A 4,365-nucleotide genomic window follows, 5' to 3' on the forward strand; every position below is an offset into this window, starting at 1 on the left:
CATCGTGACCGCTACGATGAGCGGCTGGCCCCCGTCGGCACCGCGGCGTGCCGCGCACCCGGACGGCGCGCCGCGCCGTCGGGGCGGCGCCCTCGACCGGGCGCTGCCCTACCTGCTGCTGGCACCCGCGCTGGTGGCCGTCCTCTGGCTGATCGGCTGGCCGGTCCTCTCCGTCCTGGTGACGAGCTTCCGCAAGCTGAACCTGCGCGAGCTGACCCGCGGCGAGGTCGTGTGGACCGGCCTGGACAACTACGCCGAGATCCTCGGCGACCCCGAGTTCTGGATGATCGCGCTGCGCACGGTGGTGTTCACCGCGCTCGTGGTGGCCGCGTCCGTGCTGGCCGGCCTGCTGATCGCGCTGCTGATGCGGGTGGTCAGCCCGGTGGTGCGGATCGTGCTCCAGGTCGCGATGCTGCTGGCGTGGGCGATGCCGCTGCTCGCGGCCACCACCGTCTACCAGTGGATCTTCGACCAGCAGTACGGCATCCTCAACAAGACCCTGGTGAAGGTCGGCTTCGACTCGTTCGCCGGGTACTCGTGGTTCTCCACCGGCACGTCGACGCTCGCGGTGATCGGGCTGCTGATCGTGTGGCAGGCGATCCCGTTCCTGGCGTTCTCGCTGTACGCGGGGGCCGTCGGCATCCCCAAGGACCAGTACGAGGCGGCGGGCATCGACGGGGCGTCCGCGTGGCAGACGTTCCGCGCGGTGACCTGGCCCGAGCTGCGCCCGCTGCTGATGATGGTGACGTTCCTGTCGCTGCTGTGGGACTTCAAGGTGTTCGCGCAGATCTGGGCCATGAAGAAGGGCGGCCCGGACGGCGGCAGCACGACGCTCGCGGTCTACCAGTACCTGGAGGGCATCTCCCAGAGCCACTTCGGCGTGGCCGCGGCGGTGTCCGTGGTGATGGTGGCGCTGCTCGCGCTGCTGACGTTCCAGTACCTGCGCCGGCTGGTCCGTTCCCAGGAGGGTGGGCTGTGATCGCCAAGAAGGTGGCGGCCAACGCGGCCGCCCTGGTCGTGGCGCTGTTCTTCGCGTTCCCGACCTACTGGATGGTCTCGACCGCGCTCAAGCCGCGCGGCGAGATGCTGACCAGCGGTTACGACCTGATCCCGTTCTCGGTCACGAGCACCAACTTCGTGACCGCGTGGACCAAGCCCGGGTTCCTCACCTCGCTGGGCAACAGCCTGCTGGTGTCGCTGTCGGCGGTGGCCGCGGCGCTCGTCGTGGGCCTGCTGGCGGCGGTCGCGCTGTCCCGGATGCGGTTCCGCGGCCGCAAGGGCTTCGTGATGATGATGCTGGTGGCGCAGATGGCGCCGTTCGAGGCGCTGCTCATCCCCATGTTCCTGATGATGAGGGACCTCGACCTGCTCGACCGGCTGCCCGCGCTGGCGCTCATCTACTTCGCGGTGACGCTGCCGTTCTGCGCGTGGACGCTGCGCGGGTTCGTCAACGGCATCCCGCTGGAGCTGGAGGAGGCGGCGATGGTCGACGGCTGCGGCCGGTGGGGCGCGTTCCGCCGCGTCACGCTGCCGCTGCTGGGCCCCGGCCTGGTCGCCACCTCGGTGTTCGCCTTCGTCACGGCGTGGAACGAGTTCCTGTTCGCGCTGTCGCTGGTCAAGGACCAGTCGAAGGAGACCCTGCCGGTGTGGCTGTCGGGGTTCCAGACCAACTTCGGCACCGACTGGGGCGGCGCGATGGCGGCGTCGGCCCTGTTCACGCTGCCGGTGCTGGTGTTCTTCCTGATCGTGCAGCGCAAGATGGTCACCGGTGTCACCGCCGGTGCGGTGAAGGGGTAGGGACCGCATGTCGTTGCACCGGCTCGCGTCGGCCGTCCTGCTGCCGGGGTTCCACGGGACCACGGCCCCGGACTGGCTGTTGAAGCGGGTGGCGGACGGGCTCGGCGGCGTGGTGCTGTTCGGGCGCAACGTCGTCGCCGGCACCTCCGAGGAGACGGACGCGCAGGTCACGGCGCTCAACGCGCAGCTGAGGGGTGCGCGTGCGGACGTCGTCGTCGGCATCGACGAGGAGGGCGGGGACGTCACCCGGCTCGACTACGGGCGGGGCTCCGAGGTGCCGGGCAACCACGCCCTCGGCGCGGCCGGCGACCTGCGGCTCACCCGGGAGGTGGCGGCGTCCGTCGGGTCGCGGCTGGCGGCGTGCGGGGTGAGCCTGAACCTCGCGCCGTCGGCGGACCTGGTGCTGACCCTGGACGACCCGGTGATCGGCGTGCGGTCGTTCGGCTCGGACCCGGTGGCGGTCGGCGAGCACGTGGCGGCGTTCGTCGAGGGGATGCAGGCGGTGGGCGTGGCGGCGTGCGCGAAGCACTTCCCCGGCCACGGCGCGTCCACGGTGGACTCGCACGAGGCGCTGCCCGTGCTGCCGCGCACGGCGGCGGAGCTGGCGGCGGTGGAGTTCGTGCCGTTCACGGCGGCCGTGCGGGCGGGCGTGCGGTCGATCATGACCGGGCACCTGGTCGTGCCGGAGTGGGGGCCGGAGCCCGCGACGCTCAACCCGCGCGCGCTGCGCGTGCTGCGGGAGGACCTGGGCTTCACCGGCGCGGTCATCACCGACGGGCTGGACATGAAGGCCGTCGGCGGCGACCTGGCGCAGGGGTCCGTGCGGGCGCTGGTCGCCGGCGTGGACGCGCTGTGCCTGGGCGGCGAGCCGCTCGACGACGACGGGCTCCAGTGGCTCGTCGACAGCATCGTGGCGGCCGTCGAGTCGGGCGTGCTGCCGCTGGAGCGGCTGGAGGAGGCGGCGCGGCGGACGGCGGTGCTCGGCACCCCGCCGTCCGCGGTGGACGGGCACGACCCGTCGCTGGGGCTGCGGGCGGCGCGGGCGGCGCTGGAGGTGCGGGGGCCGCTGGCGGTGTCCGGTCCGCCGGTGGTGCTGGACCTGGCCGTGGAGGCGTCCATCGCGGTGGGCGACGTGCCGTGGGGCCTCGGGCCGTACCTGGTGGAGCTGGTGCCGGGAACGACCGTGCTGCCGGCCTCCTCCTCCGCCGACGAGGTCGCGGCGGCGGCGTCCGGTCGCACCGTCGTGGTGGTGACGCGTGAGGCACACCGCCACGCGTGGGCTCGCGAACTGGTGTCCTCGCTGGTTAAGATTGGTCTAGACCTTGTCCACGTGGAGACGGGCGTGCCGGGGCCGGACCTGGGCGCGGCCGTCCGCGTCGACACCCACGGCGGTTCCCGGGTGTGCCTGCGGGCCGCGGCCGAGCGCATCGCCGCCGGCACCTGAGCAGGGGAGACCGATGACCGACCAGCCCGGCAGGCACATGGCGGCCGAGATCGGCCAGCAGCCCGCGATCTTCACCGACCTCGTCGCGCGGCGGGCCGAGTTCGCCTCGGTCGCCGAGGTCATCCGCGACCGGGGGCCGCGGTTCGTGCTGTTCGCGGCGCGCGGCTCGTCCGACCACGCGGCGCTGTACGCGAAGTACCTGACCGAGGTGCTGCTCCAGCTGCCGGCCGGGCTGGTGTCGCCCTCCACGACCACCCTGTACGGGGCGCGGCCGGACCTGCGCGACGTGCTCGTGGTGTCGGTGTCGCAGTCCGGCGGGTCGCCCGACCTGCTGGAGGTCACCGAGGCCGCGCGGGCCCGCGGCGCGCTCACCGTGGCCGTCACCAACACCGCCGACTCGCCGCTGAACGGGGCGGCCGAGCTGTCCGTGGACGTCGGCGCGGGCGTGGAGCGGGCGGTGGCGGCGACCAAGACGTACTCGGCGACGCTGCTCGCGCTGTACCTGCTGGTCGACGCGGTCCGCGGTGGTGACGGCGCGGCCGTGGCGTCGATCGGCGAGCAGGCCGCGGCGACCCTGGAGATGTCGGCGGACGCGGTGGCCGAGGCCGTCCGGCGCTACCGCTTCGTGGACCGCGTGCTCACGACGGGGCGCGGCTACTCGCTGCCCACGGCGCTGGAGTCGGCGCTGAAGCTGGCCGAGACCTCCTACCTCGCGGCGCGCGCGTACAGCGGGGCGGACCTGCTGCACGGGCCGGTGGCGGCGGTCGACGGCGAGACGGCCGTGCTGGCCGTCACCAGCCGCGGGCGGGGCGGCGACGCGCTGCACGACGTGCTGGACGTGGTGCACGGGCGGGGCGCCGACGTGGTGGCGATCGGCTCGGGCGCGGACCGCGTGTCGGCGGCGCTGCGCGTGCCCGTGGCGGAGACGGCCGAGGAGGTGGCGCCGATCCTGGAGATCCTCCCGGTCCAGCGCATCGCCCACGGCCTCTCCCTGGCCCGCGGCGGCGACCCCGACAGCCCGCGCGGCCTGAACAAGGTCACCCGCACCCGCTGACCCACCCGCCCCGAACGCATGACTCGCGAGTCGCGAACGCATGACTCGCGAGTCGCGAACGCAGGACTCA

At 73.4% G+C, this 4,365-nt stretch carries 4 protein-coding genes; all 4 read left to right on the forward strand.

Annotated elements, in window-relative coordinates:
• Positions 1-4 precede the first annotated feature (4 nt).
• The 4 genes from ACR807_RS41270 to ACR807_RS41285 are packed head-to-tail and all read left to right on the forward strand — an operon-like array spanning position 5 to position 4,295.
• Positions 5-979 carry a carbohydrate ABC transporter permease gene (locus ACR807_RS41270; RefSeq protein WP_438927004.1) on the forward strand — a complete coding sequence of 325 codons (975 nt, stop codon included), beginning with the start codon at positions 5-7 and terminating at the stop codon, positions 977-979.
• On the forward strand, positions 976-1,797 hold the full coding sequence (locus tag ACR807_RS41275; RefSeq protein WP_438927001.1) for a carbohydrate ABC transporter permease: 822 nt from the start codon (positions 976-978) through the stop codon (positions 1,795-1,797). The genes ACR807_RS41270 and ACR807_RS41275 overlap by 4 nt, the downstream gene beginning before the upstream one ends.
• A gap of 7 nt (positions 1,798-1,804) precedes the next feature.
• On the forward strand, positions 1,805-3,241 hold the full coding sequence (locus ACR807_RS41280) for a glycoside hydrolase family 3 protein (RefSeq protein ID WP_438927002.1): 1,437 nt from the start codon (positions 1,805-1,807) through the stop codon (positions 3,239-3,241).
• A 13-nt stretch (positions 3,242-3,254) separates the two neighbouring features.
• Positions 3,255-4,295 carry an SIS domain-containing protein gene (locus ACR807_RS41285; RefSeq protein WP_438927003.1) on the forward strand — a complete coding sequence of 347 codons (1,041 nt, stop codon included), beginning with the start codon at positions 3,255-3,257 and terminating at the stop codon, positions 4,293-4,295.
• Positions 4,296-4,365 lie beyond the last annotated feature (70 nt).

Source organism: Saccharothrix sabaoui (genome assembly GCF_051756985.1).
Taxonomy (GTDB): Bacteria; Actinomycetota; Actinomycetes; order Mycobacteriales; family Pseudonocardiaceae; genus Actinosynnema.